This is a genomic window from Microcystis sp. 49638_E5 (genome assembly GCF_021300285.1).
Taxonomy (GTDB): Bacteria; Cyanobacteriota; Cyanobacteriia; order Cyanobacteriales; family Microcystaceae; genus Microcystis; species Microcystis aeruginosa_C.
The window spans coordinates 1-18,222 of sequence record NZ_JAJTDH010000026.1 but is presented as its reverse complement, the minus strand read 5'-3'; the positions used below and the strand labels follow the sequence as shown (position 1 = coordinate 18,222).

General features: G+C 40.2%; 22 protein-coding genes. 12 read left to right on the top strand and 10 right to left on the bottom strand.

What is annotated here, in order from left to right:
- Positions 1-71 precede the first annotated feature (71 nt).
- The 3 genes from LW728_RS09440 to LW728_RS09430 all read right to left on the bottom strand — a co-directional run bounded on the left by LW728_RS09440 (position 72) and on the right by LW728_RS09430 (position 740).
- Positions 72-341: a type II toxin-antitoxin system HicB family antitoxin gene (locus tag LW728_RS09440; RefSeq protein ID WP_002802104.1), complete on the bottom strand. Its 270-nt coding sequence runs from the start codon at positions 339-341 to the stop codon at positions 72-74.
- Positions 338-424 (bottom strand): type II toxin-antitoxin system HicA family toxin, encoded by an 87-nt coding sequence (locus tag LW728_RS09435; RefSeq protein ID WP_373276102.1) that lies wholly within the window; start codon positions 422-424, stop codon positions 338-340. Before LW728_RS09435 ends, LW728_RS09440 begins: the two co-directional genes overlap by 4 nt.
- A 160-nt stretch (positions 425-584) precedes the next feature.
- Positions 585-740 carry a type II toxin-antitoxin system HicB family antitoxin gene (locus LW728_RS09430; RefSeq protein WP_287666735.1) on the bottom strand — a complete coding sequence of 52 codons (156 nt, stop codon included), beginning with the start codon at positions 738-740 and terminating at the stop codon, positions 585-587.
- A 257-nt stretch (positions 741-997) separates the two neighbouring features.
- On the opposite strand from LW728_RS09430, the gene LW728_RS09425 reads away from it, so the two are divergent.
- The 5 genes from LW728_RS09425 (at position 998) to LW728_RS09405 (ending at position 7,078) form a co-directional block, all read left to right on the top strand.
- A complete protein-coding gene (locus LW728_RS09425) occupies positions 998-2,290 on the top strand; it encodes a sugar ABC transporter substrate-binding protein (RefSeq protein WP_287666713.1) in 1,293 nt (430 codons plus the stop codon).
- A 1-nt stretch (position 2,291) separates the two neighbouring features.
- The gene (locus LW728_RS09420; protein ID WP_002802098.1) at positions 2,292-3,602 is read left to right on the top strand and encodes a mechanosensitive ion channel family protein; all 1,311 of its coding nucleotides are present in this window, start codon (positions 2,292-2,294) and stop codon (positions 3,600-3,602) included.
- A gap of 337 nt (positions 3,603-3,939) precedes the next feature.
- Positions 3,940-5,622: an alpha/beta hydrolase gene (locus LW728_RS09415; protein WP_002802096.1), complete on the top strand. Its 1,683-nt coding sequence runs from the start codon at positions 3,940-3,942 to the stop codon at positions 5,620-5,622.
- Between the two features lie 142 nt (positions 5,623-5,764).
- The gene (locus LW728_RS09410; RefSeq protein WP_149974096.1) at positions 5,765-6,316 is read left to right on the top strand and encodes a DUF2854 domain-containing protein; all 552 of its coding nucleotides are present in this window, start codon (positions 5,765-5,767) and stop codon (positions 6,314-6,316) included.
- Positions 6,317-7,078: a sulfite exporter TauE/SafE family protein gene (locus LW728_RS09405; protein ID WP_287766439.1), complete on the top strand. Its 762-nt coding sequence runs from the start codon at positions 6,317-6,319 to the stop codon at positions 7,076-7,078.
- A 180-nt stretch (positions 7,079-7,258) separates the two neighbouring features.
- On the opposite strand, the gene LW728_RS09400 is transcribed toward LW728_RS09405, so the two are convergent.
- Positions 7,259-7,405, bottom strand: coding sequence for a hypothetical protein (locus LW728_RS09400; protein ID WP_287766436.1), 147 nt, complete (start codon positions 7,403-7,405; stop codon positions 7,259-7,261).
- Between the two features lie 170 nt (positions 7,406-7,575).
- Here LW728_RS09400 and glpX point away from each other — a divergent pair, with 170 nt between their 5' ends.
- From glpX to LW728_RS09365, 7 genes are all read left to right on the top strand, one after another.
- Positions 7,576-8,613: a class II fructose-bisphosphatase gene (gene glpX, locus LW728_RS09395; RefSeq protein ID WP_002756310.1), complete on the top strand. Its 1,038-nt coding sequence runs from the start codon at positions 7,576-7,578 to the stop codon at positions 8,611-8,613.
- 184 nt (positions 8,614-8,797) lie between these two features.
- Positions 8,798-10,084, top strand: a complete 1,287-nt coding sequence (locus LW728_RS09390; protein WP_287766434.1) for a glutamyl-tRNA reductase — start codon at positions 8,798-8,800, stop codon at positions 10,082-10,084.
- Positions 10,085-10,518: 434 nt separating this feature from the next.
- Complete coding sequence (locus LW728_RS09385) at positions 10,519-11,001, top strand: RipA family octameric membrane protein (RefSeq protein WP_287666704.1); 483 nt, start codon at positions 10,519-10,521, stop codon at positions 10,999-11,001.
- Positions 11,002-11,007: 6 nt separating this feature from the next.
- Positions 11,008-11,286: a BrnT family toxin gene (locus LW728_RS09380; protein WP_002756313.1), complete on the top strand. Its 279-nt coding sequence runs from the start codon at positions 11,008-11,010 to the stop codon at positions 11,284-11,286.
- A complete protein-coding gene (locus tag LW728_RS09375; protein ID WP_002756314.1) occupies positions 11,267-11,500 on the top strand; it encodes a hypothetical protein in 234 nt (77 codons plus the stop codon). Before LW728_RS09380 ends, LW728_RS09375 begins: the two co-directional genes overlap by 20 nt.
- 301 nt (positions 11,501-11,801) lie before the next feature.
- Complete coding sequence (locus LW728_RS09370; RefSeq protein ID WP_287766432.1) at positions 11,802-12,572, top strand: class I SAM-dependent methyltransferase; 771 nt, start codon at positions 11,802-11,804, stop codon at positions 12,570-12,572.
- 637 nt (positions 12,573-13,209) lie between these two features.
- Positions 13,210-15,021: a proline--tRNA ligase gene (locus LW728_RS09365; protein ID WP_287666696.1), complete on the top strand. Its 1,812-nt coding sequence runs from the start codon at positions 13,210-13,212 to the stop codon at positions 15,019-15,021.
- A gap of 622 nt (positions 15,022-15,643) precedes the next feature.
- On the opposite strand, the gene LW728_RS09355 is transcribed toward LW728_RS09365, so the two are convergent.
- The 6 genes from LW728_RS09355 to LW728_RS09330 all read right to left on the bottom strand — a co-directional run bounded on the left by LW728_RS09355 (position 15,644) and on the right by LW728_RS09330 (position 18,002).
- Positions 15,644-16,294 carry a DUF3782 domain-containing protein gene (locus LW728_RS09355; RefSeq protein WP_287766430.1) on the bottom strand — a complete coding sequence of 217 codons (651 nt, stop codon included), beginning with the start codon at positions 16,292-16,294 and terminating at the stop codon, positions 15,644-15,646.
- Between the two features lie 123 nt (positions 16,295-16,417).
- Entirely contained in the window at positions 16,418-16,612 is a 195-nt protein-coding gene (locus tag LW728_RS09350) for a hypothetical protein (protein WP_149977694.1), read from the bottom strand.
- Positions 16,605-16,931, bottom strand: coding sequence for a type II toxin-antitoxin system VapC family toxin (locus LW728_RS09345; RefSeq protein WP_255348759.1), 327 nt, complete (start codon positions 16,929-16,931; stop codon positions 16,605-16,607). Before LW728_RS09345 ends, LW728_RS09350 begins: the two co-directional genes overlap by 8 nt.
- A 53-nt stretch (positions 16,932-16,984) precedes the next feature.
- A complete protein-coding gene (locus tag LW728_RS09340) occupies positions 16,985-17,206 on the bottom strand; it encodes a hypothetical protein (RefSeq protein ID WP_002802061.1) in 222 nt (73 codons plus the stop codon).
- Between the two features lie 27 nt (positions 17,207-17,233).
- Complete coding sequence (locus tag LW728_RS09335; RefSeq protein WP_002802059.1) at positions 17,234-17,728, bottom strand: PIN domain-containing protein; 495 nt, start codon at positions 17,726-17,728, stop codon at positions 17,234-17,236.
- Positions 17,712-18,002, bottom strand: a complete 291-nt coding sequence (locus LW728_RS09330; protein WP_002802052.1) for a UPF0175 family protein — start codon at positions 18,000-18,002, stop codon at positions 17,712-17,714. Before LW728_RS09330 ends, LW728_RS09335 begins: the two co-directional genes overlap by 17 nt.
- Between the last annotated feature and the right edge of the window lie 220 nt (positions 18,003-18,222).

Below are 18,222 nucleotides of genomic sequence, written 5' to 3'. Positions count from 1 at the left end.
CTTTGATCAGATTAAAGTAAAAGCTTTAATTCCAGTTTGCTTAAGTTTATCGTTCATTTTCCTTAATAAAACTAAGGTTTAACTAACACTTGATCTATGGGAATATGAGTTAGAAAAAATGCTTCTCCTTCCGAATCTCGCAAAGCTTCTAAATAGGCATCAATCCCTCGCGGTTGGGGCAAGTTTTCAACATCTGCCAAATGCAAAGCCAAAGCTGATCGCATTTGCTCCGTTGTTTCTTCTAGAGTCGCACCTGTTGCTACACAACCCAATACATCGGGTGAATAAGCTGAAAATCCCGTCTCACTTTTTTCGAGAACAATTAGATATTTGTCGATCATTTTAACCCTGCTTGTTTAAGAATACTAGCTAAAGTTCCTTTACGAACATCATCACTTAATTTGCCAGCAACAGTCACCTTCAGGGTTTGGTTTGAGAGATTCTCTGTTCAGCGTAAGCCTTACGCTCCCAATGGTTTGGGGGATTACTCTCATAATAAAGTAAAAATTACTTATTGGCTGACGTTTTCATCATTTATTTCGGGGTTGTCGGTTCTGACTGAAATGTAATAGAGGATATTTGAGCTATGGGGAAATATCCTGAGGACGTGAGAGAGATTTGCCCAGTGCAGTGTAGTCTTCGATAAGGAGATATAGAACTTCAAGGGCATTTTGTAGGGCTGCATTGTAGGTTTCACCATGGGTATGAGTATAGGGTCCAAACTCAGGTAAATGGGCGATAAATTTTTGGTCTTCATCTGACCATTAAATGGTGATGCTGTAGTGATGGTTCATGGGGTGTTTTCCTCGTCTAGATTTTGTAGTTCTTGCAGGGCATTTTGGACTAATTCTATTATGGCAGCCGATAGTAACTGGGATTACTGCTATACTGGTGGCTCTTGACAAAAGATCATGTTAATTATTTTTCTGATGAAGATTATTAGTCACCTTTTCATGTATCATGAATATATGGCAAGATTTTTGAAGGATCACGAGCGATGCAATTTCTAAGGCTCAGAGTTAAAACTGTTTGGAGAAGTAAAAAAATAAGGGGAATTATATCGCTCCTATTGCTTTTTATCCTGATGCCAATTTTTCTTTATGCCTGTTTTAGTGATCTCCCTAATCAATCATCGGAGCAACTGCAAGGAACTCTCTCGGTTTGGTATCCAGAAGAGGGAAATTTAACTGAAATACTAGGTCTCGGTTTGCAAGAGTTTGAAAAATTAAATCCGCAAGTGACAATTCTCGAAAAAGCTATTCCTATCGATGAGATACCCGAACGTTTTTTTAAACAATCTCAAAGCGGATTGGGTGCTAGTGTTATTCTAATTTTTTCGAGAAATATACCCAGATTAGTATCCCAAGGGGTACTGAAGGAAATTGACCAGAAAAATCTAGATTTATCTATTTATTATCCCCCGACGCTGAAACAAGTTAGCTATCAAGGAAAAATCTATGGCATTCCTTTAGGTTCTCGTACTAATGTACTGTGTTACAATCAAAAAAAATTACAAGTTAGTACCGATCCGCTGCTGAAGCAACCTCCCACCAGTTTAGAGGGATTAGTGGAACGTGCGCGCAAAGGCTATTCTGTGGGGATAGTTTCCTCTTTTGAAGATACTTTTTGGGGAATGGCAATTTTTGGCGGCTATTTGTGGGATGATCAGGGTAGGCTGCAACCTCGCTTGGATGGTTGGGCAAAATGGCTAGAATGGCTAAAATTTGCCTCGTCACAGCCTAATTTTATCCTCAATCGTCAACGGGAATTACTTCACGAGGCCTTTGCTAGAGGCCGCTTAACCTATTATGTGTGTAATTCTATTGAAATTGCCGATTTAAAAAACAGCCTCCAAGATGATCTCAGAGTCGCTTTACTTCCCCAAGACACTCAAGGTAAAGCAGCACCAATTCTCTATACACGGGTGATGGTATTTAATCGCAATAATAGTGATAATGAAAATAGTTTGGGGTTAGCTTTAGGAAAATTTCTCTCTAATCCCGAACAACAATTACAAGCAATCATCCAAACAGAAAGTTTTATTCCCACTAATCGACGGGTACAGATCGAAGGAAAATTACTACCGATCGAATCGGTATTATTACAACAATCTCAAAATGTTGTGGCAGTTCCTCTGGATGATTGGGAAAAGTCGAATCAAATTTTAGAACAAGGAGAATTTTGGTATGAAAGAGCGATCGCTGGTGAAATATCTTCCTCAGCAGCAGCCCAAAAACTGACACTTTATATTCAATCAGATCTCGATCAGGAAGTCGGGAAAATAAATTAATATGAACAACAATATCCCCTCTCTTTCGGAAATAATTGCTAACCAATTATTATTTTTAGGACGTAGAAATGTTCAAAATCAATTAACGACTATTTTTCTCTCCTTAATTGTTGCTTGGTTATTATCAAAATGGTTATGGTCTTACTTAGAAAAAAGATTCCCTCACGGCACCAGTTTTATTCACAGTGATAAAAAATTAACCCTCCGTCAATATTTTGCCATCCTGATACAGTTTCTTAATTTTCCAGTTATTAGTCTAATTTTACTTGACTTAAAGTATCTAATTTTTTTCAGTCAAAACTGGACAAGAGGAATGATTAATTTATCCATACAATTAATATTTTTTTACTTGATTTATCGTTGTTTATTAGCTGGATTATATGCTAGGTTTTCCGTCAATACAATTAAATATTATCATGGTCGGCTTTTAGCACCTTTATTGGTATTATTCCTCCTGAGAACTATTATTGGTGTTTACAATAATATTCAAGAAATTGCCCAAGTATCTCCCTTCAATTTATTCAATAGTCCGATCACATTGAGAAGCATATTTATTTTGATAATAGCTCCCTATTTTCTGGTAATTATTGTTATTCTTATAGAGAGTATAATTCTGAGTATTACTAATTTAAATCAGCAAGCGAGTCGCGGTGAAATTGAAGCAACTTTACTGTTAGGACGTTATTTTTTCATTGTCTTAGGTTTTATTATCATCTTGGGTTATGTGGGAGTTAATGCAACAGCAATAGCGGCAATTACTGGCGGTTTATCGGTGGGTATTGGTTTCGGTATGCAGCAAGTGGTAAGTAATTTCATTAGCGGTATTTTACTATTATTTGAAAAAGTTCTCAAACCCGGTGATATAATTAATATTGAAGGACAGACTTCTCAGGTAAAAAAGCTAGGTATCCGAGCGACAACAGTGCAAATTCTTACAGACAATTCCGAAAAAATTATTCCCAATCAAAAGTTTTTTACTGAGGATGTCACCACCTACACGGGTAGTGATAACTTGATTTATTGTTCAATTGTTATCGGAGTTGGTTATAATTCTAACGCCCAACAGGTGATGAATTTATTGCTAGAGATTGCCGATCAACATCCTCACATACTTAAAAACCCGCAACCAGTAGCCTTTTTTCTTAATTTTGACGATTCTAGTTTAAACTTTGAATTAAAGTTTTGGTTGGATGATGTCAACAGAAAAAAGCGAGTAATTAGTGATATTAATTGTGCTATTCTTGATCGGTTTACTCAACAGGGTATCGAGATTCCCTTCCCGCAACAAAATATTCACATTCGTAATAATTAGCAATTTATATTGGTCAAAAATCTTATCTGATTATTTTCATCGCCAAATATATCACTTTCACTTATTAAATTCATGTATTTATCGTTTTTTATTAATGGTTAATATCTTGACATAAAAACAATTATAACTTACTATTCTAGATAGTATATTCACAAATTATCAATAATCTATAATTAAAATATCCCAGATGAATATATCGAGGTTTTGCTAATGCTTTTTCGTCCTACTTTGCTTGGCACTTTATCGCTTGCCCTAGCCTTAAATTGGCCTTATGGACATCACTCGTAGTCCCACTTTTCCCTTTTAATTGTTGTCATTTACCCTAACTAAAAATCCCATGATTATTCCCCGTTTACAAAATCGTTTTCCCAGAAATAATCCCACCCGTCGGCTGCAAGCTTTTCTCCTAGGTCTTTTCGCTGCGAGTATGACCGCTTTACCCCTAAAAGCCGCCGAAGAAATTGAATTTGTCTATACTCCCCTCGTCTTTTCCGTATCGGTAGCATCCCTAGAAAATTTTGCTAAAGAAGGAAAGATTGATGCTAATTTAAAAAGATTTCTGTCCAGAGCAACTCCCGAAGCAAGAGAGAAGTTTCGTGAGGCTTTATTAACAAAGATTGACATCGATCCTATTTTACTATCTCGTTTTTTTAATAGTGTGATGGGTGCTGATATGCTCTCTCGTTTGGGCAAAGGCATCACCATTGAAGGGGGAATTAATGGTAAATATGCCCTGCGGGGTGCGATTGTTAGTGCCGCTTTCGATCCGGGAGGATTAACCCTTTTAAATGTCCTGAAAAAATTCCCCAATAATATACAGTTACAGGGGGAAGAAATCCTCGGATTAGCTAAAACCATCGATTATGCGGTTTATGTGGCGGAAATATTTATTAAAGATATGCGCCTCTGGACAGCCGAGGAAGCCGCTGCCGTTAAACCAGCGATTAATTATACCAGTTTACCCGATTTGCGTCAGCGCGGTAGCTTTCAGGTAAAAAAAGAAGTTTGGAACCTAACCGATAGCAGTCGCAATCGCAGTTTATATGTGAATGTTTATATCCCGCAAACTTTCCGAGAAGACAAAACACCTGTAATTATTTTTTCCCACGGATTAGCCTCGCGACCGGAAGATTATGCCCAAGCAATTGAACATCTAGCTTCCTACGGATTTTTAGTAGCGGTACCGCAACACCCCGGCAGTGATACCCAATACCTGCAAGGAACGTTAGGGGGGTATTATCGCAATATTTTTGATGGTAATGAGTTTATTAATCGACCTAAAGATATTAGCTTTGTCATCGATGAATTAGCCAGACGTAATGCTAGTCAATTTCAAGGTAAACTTGACCTCACTAATGTGGGAGTAGCGGGTCATTCCTTCGGGGGTTATACATCTCTAGCTGTTGCCGGCGCACAAATTGATTTTGATAATCTCGCCCAAGATTGTAATCGTCCTTACTCCGGGATTAATATCGCTATTTTACTGGAATGTCGCGCCCTAGAATTGCCTAGACAGGTCTATAATTTTCGCGATGAACGAGTCGCGGCCGTCTTTGCAGCTAATCCCGTTAACCGCAGTATTTTTGGGGAAAAAGGTTTAAGCAAAATCTCGATTCCTGTCCTCTTAGGTTCAGGGAGTTATGACCCGGCAGCTAATCCGATTTTTGAACAGGCCATTCCTTTTACTTGGTTAAAAACGCCGGATAAATATCTGGCCATGGTGGAGGGACAAGCTCATGTAAATTTTACGGAATTGGATGCAGGAATGCAAAAAACCCTAGAGTCTGTGGTCGATATCACTTTACCCAATCAAAATTTAATCGAGGATTATGCGGGGGCTTTATTGGTGGCTTTTTTTGAAGTTTATATTGCTGATAATGACAAGTTTCGTCCTTTTCTTCTGTCTAGTTATGCAGAATATCTCAGCCAGGGACAAAAGTTTAAATTAGACTTTATTACTGCCGCTTCTGACCAGAAATTATCTCAATTAATTGAAAAATTGCGAGTACATCGGCAATAGGCACTCTTGCAATAGGCAATAGACACTAATTGCCTTCAGTAGCTAATAACTGAAAAATCTCCCCACTGCCCCTCTGCAAAAAAGATTCTTTTGAGTTGTATAATCTCTAAAGGATTAGCGTACTCAAGAAAAAAATTATTTCATGCTCAGGAAAATTAGACTATCATACTTTGGCTTAATTTTAGGCAGTATTTTAACGGTTATCGGGATTATCGGTTATGCCCAAGGTAACGCCACGGTCAATTTAGCGGGGTTTTTCTACGGATTACCCTTATTATTGGGAGGTTTAGCCCTAAAAGCTTCAGAAATCAAACCCATACCCTTTAGTCAACCCAGTAGCCCCGAAATCTTGCAATTGCGCCAACAACAGGCTACTGTCACCCAAACCAAACTTCGCAACGATGTCACCCGCTATCGCTACGGACAGGAAGTGCATCTGGATGAAGCCCTAGAAAAGCTGGGATTAAGCCCCACGGACGAGGAAAGACCCACTTTAGTGGCAATTCGTGAAACTGCTGTTGATTCCGCCTATTGTCTCACCCTAGAATTTGAATCGCCCCTTTTACCCCTAGAAAAGTGGCTGGCAAAACAAGAAAAAATCGAAAGATACTTTGGACCAGGAATTAGAGCCGAAATTAAGCAAGTTGACGAGGAAAAAATTGATTTAGCCCTAATTACTATCCCTAACCCCTAAATGCTCACGCCTACTCAGTATGGCTTCCTAGCAATCGCTGCCGTGGCTGCCGGCTTAATTAACGCTCTTGCCGGTGGCGGTAGTCTGATTACTTTTCCGACGCTGATGGCGGTGGGTATCCCACCGGTAATGGCAAATGTGACTAATACCGTCGCTTTATGTCCCGGTTATCTGGGGGCAACCCTCGCCCAAAAAAAAGACCTGCACGGGCAACAAAAACGGATTTGGTTATTACTACCATCGGCAGTTATTGGCGGCATTATCGGTGGTATTTTGCTGTTAAATAGTAGTGATAAAGTATTTGAGCGCCTGATTCCTTTTTTGATTCTTTTAGCGGCGGCTTTATTGGCTTTTCAAGATACTTTACGCTCTTGGTTGCAGCGGCGACAGGGGGACGAAAATGGTCATATACCAGAAATTTTGGCGGTTTTACCCATCGCTCTCGCTTCAATTTATGGTGGTTATTTTGGAGCGGGTTTAGGGGTGATTAAGTTGGCAATTTTGGGCTTATTTCTCAAGGATAATCTCACGAGATTAAATGCTTTAAAACAGTTGCTTTCTTTGGTGGTTAATGTGGCTGCATCTTGGTTTTTTCTCTTTTCTAATCACGTATATTGGTCGGCGGCGATAGTGGTAGCAATTGGCTCTTTAATTGGGGGTTTATTGGGGGGGAAAATAGCTAGAATTATCTCTCCTAGTTATCTGCGTCAGACTGTGGTAATTCTGAGTATTATTATCGCTATAGTTTATTTTCTTCGTTAACAAACCGATTTATGGCAGTTAAGCTGCCCGCGCATTTAAATTGCTTGTTGAGATCAGGCAACAGTTTAAAACCTTACCCGATGACGTTTTAACTCAATTGCCAAGAAAAGTGGGTTTTAGCTTGTCTAGAATAACCGAGTCTCTTGGTGCATTCTAGCATCGGTTAAACACACTGAAGGATTAACGGAATAGGGTGGATAATTTTGCTCGGCAAAACCTGACCAGATGTTTAGTATCGACAAAGCTGCCCTTGTCCGGCACTGACAACAGGGGGAAGAACATCCCTTGAGGCGATCGCCAGCCGCAATCAGCGATCAAGGTCTCCATAACTGAGATGGAGGCGACAGTGCCGGCAAAAACTCCCTAGCTATACCAGTCTCCTCCAGATGATCTACATAAAAACTTAAGAATGATCCCCGTCTGGTGATAGACTTTTGACTGTTAAGGAAACAAACTCACTAGATAAATCATAGATCAGCTGTAGGGAGGATCATCGAGTGGAAAGTACGCTAGGGTTAGAAATTATCGAAGTGGTCGAACAGGCTGCCATTGCCTCCTCGAAGTGGATGGGTAAAGGCGAAAAAAATATCGCCGATCACGTCGCTGTGGAAGCGATGCGCGAACGGATGAATAAAATCCATATGCGCGGTCGCATCGTTATTGGAGAAGGGGAAAGAGACGAGGCTCCCATGCTCTATATTGGCGAAGAAGTGGGTATCTGTACCCAAGTTGATGCCAAACAATATTGTAATCCCGACGAATTGGTCGAAATCGATATCGCCGTCGATCCCTGCGAAGGCACTAACTTGGTTGCCTACGGTCAAAATGGTTCCATGGCCGTGTTAGCGATCTCCGAAAAAGGTGGATTATTCGCCGCTCCTGACTTTTATATGAAAAAATTAGCCGCTCCCCCAGCAGCTAAAGGTCATGTGGATATTAATAAATCGGCGACGGAAAACCTGAAAGTTCTTTCCGATTGTCTCAATCGTTCGATCGAAGAACTGGTGGTAGTGGTGATGGATCGTCCCCGTCACAAGGAATTAATCCAAGAAATCCGCAACGCCGGGGCCAGAGTTCGTCTGATCAGCGATGGTGACGTATCGGCCGCTATTTCCTGCGCTTTTTCGGGAACTAATATTCATGCTCTCATGGGTATCGGTGCCGCTCCAGAAGGGGTAATCTCGGCAGCGGCTATGCGTTGTCTAGGCGGTCACTTCCAGGGACAATTAATCTATGATCCCGAAGTGGTCAAAACCGGTTTAATCGGCGAAAGCCGCGAGGGTAATCTCGCTCGTCTGCAAGAAATGGGTATCACTAATCCCGATCGCGTTTACGGTTGCGAAGAATTAGCCAGTGGCGAAACCGTCCTCTTTGCCGCCTGTGGTATCACCCCCGGCACCCTGATGGAAGGGGTACGCTTCTTCCATGGTGGCGCTCGTACCCAAAGCTTGGTGATCTCCACCCAATCGAAAACCGCTCGCTTTGTCGATACCGTTCACCTGTTCGACCAACCCAAATACATTCAACTGAGATAATTCTCTGACCCGGTGGGGTGGGCATGGCTCACCTCGCCCCCATTGGTAAAAATATATAAAGTTTTTTTTCAAACATCTTTTATTTGCATCCCGATTGGGACTAAATTGCAACAATTAGAGACATAACGCACTGATCTTTATCAATAATTTTTGTAGCCTGAGCAACATTTGTAGGAGAACATAAATGAATATTGCTGTAGTGGGCTTGAGTCACAAGACAGCCCCTGTGGAAATTCGCGAAAAATTGAGTATCCCGGAAGCGAAAATCGAGTCCGCTCTTACCCACCTCAAGGGTTATCCCCACATCCAAGAGGTGGCGATTATCAGCACCTGTAACCGTTTGGAGATCTACGCCGTGGTTACGGATACGGAAAAGGGCGTGGTGGAAATTACCCAGTTTCTCGCTGAAATCGGGCATATTCCCCTTAATGTCCTGCGTCGTTATCTGTTTACCCTACTGCATCAGGATGCTGTGCGTCATCTGCTCCGGGTGTCGGCCGGTTTAGAAAGTCTTGTCCTCGGTGAAGGGCAAATTCTCGCTCAAGTTAAAAATACCCATAAATTAGCTCAAAAGTACAATACTATTAGCCAATTACTCGATCGCCTTTTTAAACAAGCGATGACTGCCGGTAAGCGCGTCCGCACGGAAACCAGCATCGGCACAGGAGCCGTATCGATCAGTTCGGCGGCGGTGGAGTTAGCCCATGCTAAGGTGGCAGACCTCAGCGGCAAGAAAATCGCTATTATCGGGGCAGGGAAAATGTCCCGATTATTAGTTACTCACCTTCTGGCTAAGGGTTCTCAGCAAATTGCGATCGTCAATCGCTCCCAAAGACGGGCCCAGGAGTTGGCCCGTGAATTTCCTCACCTACCGCTGCAACTATATGGCTTAGAAGAGATGATGGCTACGGTAGCGGCATCGGATATCGTCTTTACCAGTACCGGAGCCACGGAACCAATTTTAACTAAAAATTTATTGACAGAAGTGACGATTACTGCTAAATCGCTGATGTTAATCGATATTTCTGTTCCCCGCAACGTCCACACCGACGTGAAGGAATTGGCACAAGTGCAAGCTTTTAACGTCGATGATCTTAAAGCGGTGGTTGCCGCCAATCAGGAAAGTCGCCGTCAGATGGCCAGGGAAGCAGAGGCACTCCTAGAGCAGGAAGTGGAAGCTTTCGAGCTTTGGTGGCGTTCTTTGGACACTGTACCGACAATTAGCTGTTTAAGAAGCAAAATTGAAGATATTCGCGAACAGGAATTAGAAAAGGCCCTCTCCCGTTTGGGGACGGAATTCGCCGAAAAACACCAAGAAGTTATCGAAGCAATGACCCGCGGTATCGTTAATAAAATCCTTCACGAACCCATGGTACAACTGCGGGCCCAACAGGATATCGAAGCGCGTAAGCGCTGTTTACAATCCCTGCAAATGCTCTTTAATCTCAGTGTCGGGGAGGAATATAGTTAGGGGCCGACAATTGACAAAAATTAAGGGCGATTCTATTGGTCTGTTAAGATGATTTTGAGGCACTGGGGGCGAATAATTTGGCAGGATTCCCCTATCCACAATTTCAAGATTGACAGACCACTAAGCGGTTGACTCTCTAAATTACTCGTTAAGGCTGTCCATGAGTGCCGGAGTTGGCAGCAGGGAGCGGTATAATTAATGGACATCTCCAAGAATTAGAACCCAGTCACAGCTTGCTTTTATGCCATGTGCTAATTAAATGGTTCGATAATCGTTGTTGATTCAATTTAACTAAAAATATGGGGCAACTAATTTTCTAGGAAATTGAGTCGCAGCAAGTCCTTCAAGGAGATCCATCTTTATATTTAATTCCAAACACTTACTTAAGATGGTGATTTAGTTCAATTCAATAAGCTATATGGGGAGATGAATTAATGGGTAATCAAGAGCAAGAAAAATGGTGGAATGACGAGGAAAACCTCAAGTCGATTGAGTATTACGGATTAATCGACCAAGAGATCCATCGTGAACACAATCTGATTGCCAATCGAATGAACTGGTATGTCACTTCCCAGTCTTTTTTGATGGCAGCATTTGCAGTTTCTGGTAATAATAATTATCGACTTGGGTTTCTATCTGTATTTTTACCAATACTAGGAATTCTGACATCATGTATTATTGGAGCTTCGCTTTATGCGGCTATCAAAGCGATGGATCAACTTAAGACAGAAAAAAAACGCATCCTTGAGCAGGATAAGTATTTAGGAAATATTTCTACTTTTAAAGCAAGGTTTGTTGACAATAAACATACTTGGATTCATCGGTGGGGGATTTTCCCTGCTCTTTCTATTCCTGTTTTGTTTGTTATTTTCTGGTGCATTTTTCTATACTTAGCGACACAAACTAAACTATGCTAGAGTGACATGACAAGCACTTTCGATTGGGATAGTCGAAGAGAGGCTGACAATAAGGCTAAACATGGTGTGGACTTTGAGACTGCTCAATATGCGTTTTTCGATCCACATCGTTTGATTGTCCATGATGTCCAACATAGTGACTCAGAGGAACGTTGGTTTTGTATTGGTAAGGTAAAAGACCGGGTTTTAACGGTGCGTTTTACTTACCGCGATGGAGTGATTCGTATATTTGGCGCAGCTGAATGGCGTAAATGGAGAAAATTCTATGAAGAACATAACCCCTGATCCCGCAAAACCGATTGGTAAGGTGACAATTGTCGAAGACTTTTTACCGCCACCAGAGCAGCTAATACCGAATCAAAATACTGTCAGGATAACGATGGAATTTTCTAAGGAGAGTATTGAGTATTTTAAACGGGAAGCTCAACGTCATAATGCTTCCTATCAATCCCTGATTCGTAATCTTGTAGATGCTTATGTCAGACAACAACAGCAGTGAGTATAATTAGCAATCCATCATTATTAAAGTTAGCGGTGCTTTACGTTAACGCACGTTTTGAGTGGAATATTAGAAAGCCTTCTGCGGTAATTATGCCCAAATTGAGGGGGTGTTTAACTGATGGAAGTAGGATAAGTACCTAAGCAAAATTAATTACACAAATCTAACCCCCCCTTGCCTCTTGCCTCTTGCCTTTTGCCTTTCTTCACTAGGAAATTTATTTTGCACGACTACTTAGAGGAGGGTATGGGACCGCAGGGAGCGATATAATTGATGGTTAGTCCAGAAATTTTTAGAGAGAATGAAGACCTTAGAAGAAACTATTGCACAGGCTATGGATTGCCAAGATAAGTCAATCTTACCTTTTCTTCCATATATTTTACAGGACTTCTGGGAAATAGGCTCTTCTGCAAATTCTATTCTTAAAATTGTCAAAGCACATACAAATAATTATTCTGAATTAAATGTACTGGATCTAGGCTGCGGCAAAGGTGCAGTCTCGATAAAATTGTCAATTGAACTGGATTGCTACTGCCTTGGAATCGATGCAATACCAGAATTTATTGAAATCGCTAATAAAAAAGCTAGAGAAGAAGCAATTACTTCAAGGTGTAAATTTATTTCAGGAGACGCACGAGAAATAATCGATACATTAAACCAATTCAATCTGATTATTCTCGGCTCGATCGGTCCCGTATTTGGAAATTATTTTGACACTATGACTATCTTAAAAAAGAATCTGATAAAGGATGGTTTAATTATCTTGGACGATGGATATTTTGAAGATGATCAACCCTATAAGCATGACTTTATACTCAAAAAAAGTATGCTGTTAAAACAAATAGAAAAAGCTGGCATGAAATTAATAAAAGAATATACAGAAACTGAAATAAATCAAAATGATGAGTATGAAATGCAGTTTAATTATCTTAGGCAAAGATGCCAAGAATTAGCGGTAAAATATCCAGATAAAAAATATTTATTTGATAATTATATTGAAAAACAAAGAGTCGAGTATAACAATCTAGAAAATATAATTACTTGTGCAACAATGGTAATTCAAAATAAATAATTTTGGACTAACATCGCCTTCAGTCTGACCCCGCATCATCAGTTGATTGCGATGTCGAAGCCACTGCCAAAAACTCGATGACCGGTTCGAGAGGGCGGGACTCGGCTAAAGTAGAACGGGGGTGCTGAATCGTTTGTATTCTTTCAGGTTAACCCCCCCTCCTTTTCTGATACCGAACTGAGGTTAATTATCATCGGTCAAGCGTCAAAACATCTAGGCTTTTCCTTGATCCCAGTAATGTAAACTTTGATTAAGAGAAAGACTTCTAGCTCCGATCCGATGTTATATTAATAATTGAAGCTAAAGAAAAAAGCTTCCCTGACAGATCAACTGGCAAGGTTATAAAGGTCAAGTTCACAAAGGAGTAAACCCTGTTAAAGTTACATTCTGTCTCGATAACGACGATAACAGCGACCGACCTGAACGCTCATATTTCCTAGAGTAGAGAACAAGGGAGTTAGGCAATTGCAACTAAGGTTCAATGCTTCTCCAACCAGTCTCAAGTTATGAGGGGAAATACCTGAGAATCGGTAAACTGGTCGCTGTTATTGTTTGTCAACACAAGTAATTGATAATTGCAGACCCCCTCCTTTGATGAGATAATAGAAAGTCTTCTGTTCAAAAGGATATCGATAGGATGCGACTCTCTCAACAGCTTTTTGTCACTCTCCGGGAAGACCCGGCCGAGGCGGAAATCCCCAGTCATAAATGCTTAGTCCGTGCCGGTTACATTCGTCGCATTGGCAGCGGCATTTACGCCTATTTACCCCTGATGTGGCGGGTTTTACAGAAAGTCTCCCAGATAGTCCGGGAAGAAATGAATAAAGCCGGCGCCCAAGAATGTTTACTTCCCCAACTGCAACCGGCGGAACTCTGGCAAGAATCAGGCCGTTGGGACACCTACACAAAAGCAGAAGGGATTATGTTTGCCCTGACGGACCGGCAAAACCGGGAGTTAGGATTAGGACCGACTCACGAAGAAGTAATTACTGCCGTCGCTCGTGATTTAATTCGTTCCTATCGACAATTACCAGTTAATTTATATCAGATTCAAACTAAATTTCGCGATGAAATTCGCCCTCGTTTTGGTTTAATGCGGGGACGAGAATTTATTATGAAAGATGCCTATTCTTTCAATCTCGACGAGGAATGTTTAAAGAAAACCTATCAAGCGATGGATATAGCTTACCGCAATATTTTCCGCCGTTGTGGGTTAGCTTTTCGGGCAGTAGAAGCGGATTCTGGAGCGATTGGCGGTTCCGCATCCCAAGAATTTATGGTCTTAGCTGATGCCGGAGAAGATGAGGTTTTATTTACCGCCGATGAAAAGTATGCGGCTAATGTGGAAAAAGCCGTTTCTTTGCCAGCAGATAAAGTGGCTTCTCCCTTTAAAAAGTTTACTAAAAAAGAAACTCCTAACACCAACACGATCGAAAGTTTAGCTCAATTTCTCGATTGTTCTGCCACCGCTATCGTCAAAAATGTTCTCTACGAAGTGGTTTATGATAGCGGCATAACTGTTTTAGTTTTACTGCATATTCGCGGTGATCAAGAGGTTAATGAAGTTAAACTACAAAATGAATTAGTTAGACAGGCAGGCCGTTACAATGCTAAAACAATTTTGGCTTTAAAAATACCCGATGCTGCCGCTCAACAGAAATGGGCAACTAAACCTTTACCTTTAGGTTATATTGCTCCCGACTTAGAAGATAATTTACTCAAAAAATCCAGCGATATAGCTCCTAAGTTTTTACGCATAGCAGACAACACGGTGACAGACTTAGAAAACTTTATCACTGGTGCTAATGAAACCGGGTTTCATGTAGTGGGGGCCAATTGGGGTCAAGATTTTATCTTACCGGAATTAATCGTCGATCTACGCAAGGCCCGGGTAGGCGATCGAGCTATTCATGATCCCAATCAAACCTTGCAAAGTGCCAGAGGAATTGAAGTCGGTCATATCTTCCAATTGGGCTATAAATATTCTCAAGCCATGAATGCTTTTTATACTAATGAAGCGGGAGAATCTACCCCCATTTGTATGGGTTGTTATGGTATAGGAGTATCGCGTTTAGCCCAGGCAGCCGTAGAACAATCCTACGATAAAGATGGCATTATTTGGCCCGTAGCTATTGCCCCCTATCAAGCGATTGTGGTTATTCCTAATTTAGCCGATGCCGAGCAGGTAAAAACCGCCGAAAGTTTATACAATGAGTTAAATCAAGCGGGCATTGAAACCCTTTTAGATGACCGGAATGAACGTGCAGGTGTTAAGTTCAAAGATGCGGATTTAATTGGGATTCCCTATCGCATTGTCACGGGTAAATCTCTCAAATCGGGTAAGGTGGAATTAGTCGAAAGAGCCAGTAAAAAAGCGTCAGAAGTAGCAATTAATGAGGTGGTTTCCTATTTAAAAACTGCTATTTCAAAGGTAAACGCTTCTGATTAAGTGATTAAATATACAGATAATTTTGCCTGTTTATAGTTCTGATGATCGAATATGAGTCGGGGGACTTCCTGTCATAAAGGGCATCTCAAAAGCTATTGACAATTGGCCAATTTTGTGATCCGCGTGGGCATTTTAAGTGATACCAGTCAATCAGAATAGTTACGAACTCGACCTATTTGGTCGATTATTGCTTAACAATTGAGATGGCAAATTCTACTCAAATATGCCTGAATTGCCATCTGGGTAGGCAACCCACATAAAGTTCATTTTGTCAAGGATTGTTAGGATGCGCTTACCCTGGGATGCTAATATGCCATAGAGTTTTTTATCTTTGTGTTCGAGGCAAAAGGTGCGAAAACGTTGCAAAACACTTTTTATACTAAATCTGGTTATTAAAAACTGATTATTTATTCCCTTGTTGACTAATTTCCTTCAGTTGTTTGTCAGTTTCTTTTTGGGCAGCAGTTAATTCGGCTAAGATTCGCCATACGTCTTCTGATGTAGTTGCCATAGATGATTTTTTTCCTCTGATTTGTTCTATTACTATTTTACTAAATTCTTCCTATTCATGAAGAAAAAAGTGTTTTTTCCTGTGGGGAAGAGAGCAATCACATCTAAATTTTTAATAGATTTGAGGTTGAAAATTATCGGGAATATCGAGTTCAAACACTTGGTCATGAATCCGAGCCACATAAAACCCTTCTTGCAGAATTTTTTCGCGTAATCCTGGGGATACATGAACCGCCGCTAATATGCCATAGAGTTTTTTATCTTTGTGTTCAGGGAAAAAGCTGCGAAACCGTTGCAAAATACTTTTTAATTGTGTAATAGATTCCTCTCTAGCATGACTTTTAACCTCGACGATATAGGCAGTATTTAACTCACCATTAGTATAGGCAAGGACATCAATTTCTAGGTTTTGTCCATCTTCGCTGGCTCGCACACTGGGACTAACAACTTTCATGCCGAACCGTTGTCTGAGAATCGTTTCCATTGAAGGGAGAGCAAGTCCTTCGGTAAAGCTGCCGAATTTTGCCCCGAGTCCCCCAATTTGCTGACCTAATTCTTTGAGTTGTTTGTCAGTTTTCTGCTGTTGTCGGTCAGTTTCCTTGATTTGTTGGGCGTTTTCCTTCTGTTGTTGACTAACTTCCTTCAATAGTAGGTCAGTCTCCTTCAGTTGTTTGTCAGTTTCTTTTTGAGCAGCAGTCAATTCGGCTTGAGCAGTCGCTAATTCGGCTAAGATTCGCCATACGTCTTCTGATGTAGTCGTCATAGATGATTTTTTCCCGATGTCACCTATTAACTATGTTATCGGATTTCTGTGCTTGTCGAAGACACTGGGGAGCAGACTGCTGATTCAATTGGATAAGGCGGAGGCTAATTCATAGAACAAGAATCACCGCCACCAGCGACTAACATCCCTAATACTTTGATACACTTCTCTTAAAGCGACCAGTCCCCCAAAATGAAGGATTAAAGGGACTAAGTTGGGAATAGAATTAACAATTATCTTCATTCTCTTTGATTTTTTGACTAATTCATGACTGGTTCGCTGAACGCTGGAAAATGCTAACGTTGATGGGTTATTCATTTGACAGATCATAGAGTTCTAAGCCTTGAATAAAACAAAAATCTCTCAAATTCAATGTATATAGCTTAATATTCTGCACTAATGCTGTTGAGGCAATGATAGCGTCAGGGATGTTGAGTTTGTGACTGAGGGAGTAGGTTTCCATTAAGTTAATAAATTGATTGGATATTGCGACATCTACAGGAAAGGTATGTAGCAATCCGAGATGTCTTTTGATTTTGTTTAGTTCATTTTTATTGATTGCTCCATAATATAATTCGGCTTGAGTAATGGAACTAATGGCTAGTTGATTTAGTCCAATATGGCGAAGCTCTTCGATAATTCTATGGTTGTTTTTATAGAATTAAATGAGGATATTGGTGTCACATAAAATCATCGTTTTTCTTCTCGCCATGCTGCTTCACGGATAGATTCAGGGGTGATATTTCTGTCTTCCCACAATCCTGCCAGGGCAAAGAATTCTTGCTCGTTATCAGATAATGTTGTTTGATCTTCGATGATTTCTACAGAGTCAACAAAATCTAAAGCAGTTAAAATTTTAGAGAGTGTTTCTGCTTTTTCTTGGTCACGAATGTGTACGATTAGTTGTTTCATGGTAGTTTATTTTGTATTGATTTGGTATTAATGATCATTGTCTAATTCTGTTTTTAGCCAATTAAGAATCGGAGAACTAATACGAATTACATAATCAACTAACTGTTGTGATAAATCTAAAATTTCTTGTTTAGATAGATAACCTGCATAAAAACCAACCAAGAGAATTCCTAATGTTCCTTTGACGGGTAATTCCATAGCTTTGGCAACTCTTCTTGCTAATTTCTCATCTATAATTACCCAGTCTGGCTTGATTGAAATTGCCAAGAGAATAACTTCTAATTCTCCTCGATCTAATCCTAGTAATAGCGGTTCAAGAGGAGATGATGATGCAACTTCTTGAACTTGAATCCAATTGGCATTTTTGAGTTCTTTTGCCCCCGGTTTATTATCTCCAGCGATGACAATTTCTTGATAAACTGCCCAAGGAATAATCACTTCATTAAATAGCTGATTAAGAAGATCTAATTGATTAATCAAAGATAAGGCGATGATCGGTGTAGAATTAACAATTATCTTCATTCTCTTGGATTTTTTTGGCTAATTTACGGCTGGTTTGTATTTCTGACTCCCATTCTTCTGCTGTGTAATCAATAATGGAAAAACCATACTCAGAGAGAAGTGTATAAAATGTATATTTATCGCATCCTAATACTTGTGCGCCGATTCCTGCTGAAATTTTTCCTTCTTGATAAAGATGCCCTAATGTATAAATTATGACTTTACGAGAGAATGCTTCTTTTTCTTCTCTGGCAGCAATGAGGAGTTCTTCGGGAAATGTTACATTAATGCTCATGAGTGTTTAAAGATAATTTGTTTTTCTTGATTTTAGCAGGAATAATATCGCTAATTAATTGATGGTTGATAATTAAGATTCTCTATATTGTTCTCTTTAGTTGTTTAGGTTCTTCCGAACTTACCATGTAAAATCAACTAGCAAAATGCCAATTTAATAAACATCTAAGACTAAAGTTTTTAAAGTTTCTAAATCCATAGCCTCTCCTTTTAATCACCTT

What these genes read in the sequence shown, in the direction of transcription:
- LW728_RS09440 (WP_002802104.1), bottom strand. Translation starts at nt 341, where the DNA reads ATGATCGACAAATATCTAATTGTTCTCGAAAAAAGTGAGACGGGATTT.
- LW728_RS09425 (WP_287666713.1), top strand. Translation starts at nt 998, where the DNA reads ATGCAATTTCTAAGGCTCAGAGTTAAAACTGTTTGGAGAAGTAAAAAA.
- LW728_RS09420 (WP_002802098.1), top strand. Translation starts at nt 2,292, where the DNA reads ATGAACAACAATATCCCCTCTCTTTCGGAAATAATTGCTAACCAATTA.
- LW728_RS09415 (WP_002802096.1), top strand. Translation starts at nt 3,940, where the DNA reads ATGATTATTCCCCGTTTACAAAATCGTTTTCCCAGAAATAATCCCACC.
- LW728_RS09410 (WP_149974096.1), top strand. Translation starts at nt 5,765, where the DNA reads ATGCTCAGGAAAATTAGACTATCATACTTTGGCTTAATTTTAGGCAGT.
- LW728_RS09405 (WP_287766439.1), top strand. Translation starts at nt 6,317, where the DNA reads ATGCTCACGCCTACTCAGTATGGCTTCCTAGCAATCGCTGCCGTGGCT.
- LW728_RS09400 (WP_287766436.1), bottom strand. Translation starts at nt 7,405, where the DNA reads ATGGAGACCTTGATCGCTGATTGCGGCTGGCGATCGCCTCAAGGGATG.
- LW728_RS09390 (WP_287766434.1), top strand. Translation starts at nt 8,798, where the DNA reads ATGAATATTGCTGTAGTGGGCTTGAGTCACAAGACAGCCCCTGTGGAA.
- LW728_RS09385 (WP_287666704.1), top strand. Translation starts at nt 10,519, where the DNA reads ATGGGTAATCAAGAGCAAGAAAAATGGTGGAATGACGAGGAAAACCTC.
- LW728_RS09380 (WP_002756313.1), top strand. Translation starts at nt 11,008, where the DNA reads ATGACAAGCACTTTCGATTGGGATAGTCGAAGAGAGGCTGACAATAAG.
- LW728_RS09375 (WP_002756314.1), top strand. Translation starts at nt 11,267, where the DNA reads ATGAAGAACATAACCCCTGATCCCGCAAAACCGATTGGTAAGGTGACA.
- LW728_RS09370 (WP_287766432.1), top strand. Translation starts at nt 11,802, where the DNA reads ATGAAGACCTTAGAAGAAACTATTGCACAGGCTATGGATTGCCAAGAT.
- LW728_RS09365 (WP_287666696.1), top strand. Translation starts at nt 13,210, where the DNA reads ATGCGACTCTCTCAACAGCTTTTTGTCACTCTCCGGGAAGACCCGGCC.
- LW728_RS09355 (WP_287766430.1), bottom strand. Translation starts at nt 16,294, where the DNA reads ATGACGACTACATCAGAAGACGTATGGCGAATCTTAGCCGAATTAGCG.
- LW728_RS09350 (WP_149977694.1), bottom strand. Translation starts at nt 16,612, where the DNA reads ATGAATAACCCATCAACGTTAGCATTTTCCAGCGTTCAGCGAACCAGT.
- LW728_RS09340 (WP_002802061.1), bottom strand. Translation starts at nt 17,206, where the DNA reads ATGAAACAACTAATCGTACACATTCGTGACCAAGAAAAAGCAGAAACA.
- LW728_RS09335 (WP_002802059.1), bottom strand. Translation starts at nt 17,728, where the DNA reads ATGAAGATAATTGTTAATTCTACACCGATCATCGCCTTATCTTTGATT.
- LW728_RS09330 (WP_002802052.1), bottom strand. Translation starts at nt 18,002, where the DNA reads ATGAGCATTAATGTAACATTTCCCGAAGAACTCCTCATTGCTGCCAGA.